The 1,360-nt window shown below is 45.0% G+C and carries 1 pseudogene; it reads left to right on the top strand.

The window, feature by feature from the left end:
- Window positions 1–1,360 (top strand): annotated as a pseudogene (locus tag A3756_RS26945) (hypothetical protein); the annotation flags it as partial.

Raw genomic sequence — 1,360 nt, 5'->3', positions numbered from 1 at the left:
TTAACCGTGGTGCGCAGATTTTTGCTGAAGGTGCTGAAAATAGCCCAATCATATTTACTTCTGCACAGGATATCGCGGGCACTGCTGGTCAGAATGATCAGGGTCAATGGGGTGGTCTGACAATTCTAGGTAGCTCTGAAAACAATAAAGGCGAGCGCACTTATGAAGCTGGCACGCAGGCATATGGCCCAATCAATGGCGTAGCAGATGCAACGGATAACAGCGGTATTCTTGACTACGTGATCATTAAATATTCTGGTTACGCAATTGAAAAAGACAAAGAGCTAAATGGTTTGTCTCTAGGTTCAGTTGGTAGCGGTACTCAAATTAGCAACATCGCTATCGTTGGTTCTGCAGATGATGGTATTGAGCTTTGGGGTGGTACGGTTGATGTTGATGGTCTGTACATCTACAACGCAGGTGATGATTCAATCGATACTGACCAGGGTTATATCGGCACTCTTTCAAACGTTTACGTTCAGCAAGTTGTTGTTGATGATGAGATTGACTCACGTGCAATCGAAGCTGACTCGCACAGCACTGACGATTCAGGCACACCAATTGCTAAGCCAACGCTTGAAAATGCAACACTAGATACAATCGGTCGCGCTATTCGTCTTCGTGAAGGTACAGGCTACGTATTTGACAACGTGCAAGTTAATGTTAAGTCTTCAAGTGCTGATGCATCACTAATTGGTACACAGGTTGATGACGGTGAAGGTGGTACCGAAGAGTACACTGAAGCTGACTACATTGCAGACATCGCAGCAATCCGTGTAAGTGATACTGCTGTAACTGGTGATGAAATTGAAACAGCAGGTGCTGGTATCGCGATCAAGAATGACGCAGTTGAGTTAGTGATTGATGATGCTGTAACAGGCGACATCGGTGCTGACGGTATCATCACTAGTGGTAAGGGTATCTATCGTGACGAAGGTACACGTGACATTTTCCGTGCACTTGGTGATGTACATGAAACAGTCGGTGTTTCTGGTGATATGGTTGACGAAGCATATCTAGACTCTTCTGGTGTAGCATTTGCTGCAGAAGTTGATGCTGACAACGCTGTAACTGGTGTTGATTTGAGCATCTTCGAATGGGCATTGGCAGAGGTTAACGATCAGGCTGTTTCAGTTATTAGTGGCGACATCACAAGCGATACAACACTAACTAGCGATAGCTTGTATGCAATCACTGGTGAAGTGAATGTTGTTGACGGTGTTACGCTTACTATTGAAGCTGGAACAACACTTTTCGGTGCTTCAGGTAACTCTTACCTAGCGATAAACCGTGGTGCAATGATTGATGCTCAAGGTACAGAGTCAAACCCAATCATCTTTACGTCTGCTCAAGACGTTGC

The sequence above is a fragment of the Oleiphilus sp. HI0086 genome, from assembly GCF_001635225.1.
Note: the sequence above shows the minus strand (reverse complement) of the source record. Positions and strands in the feature narration are given on the sequence as shown.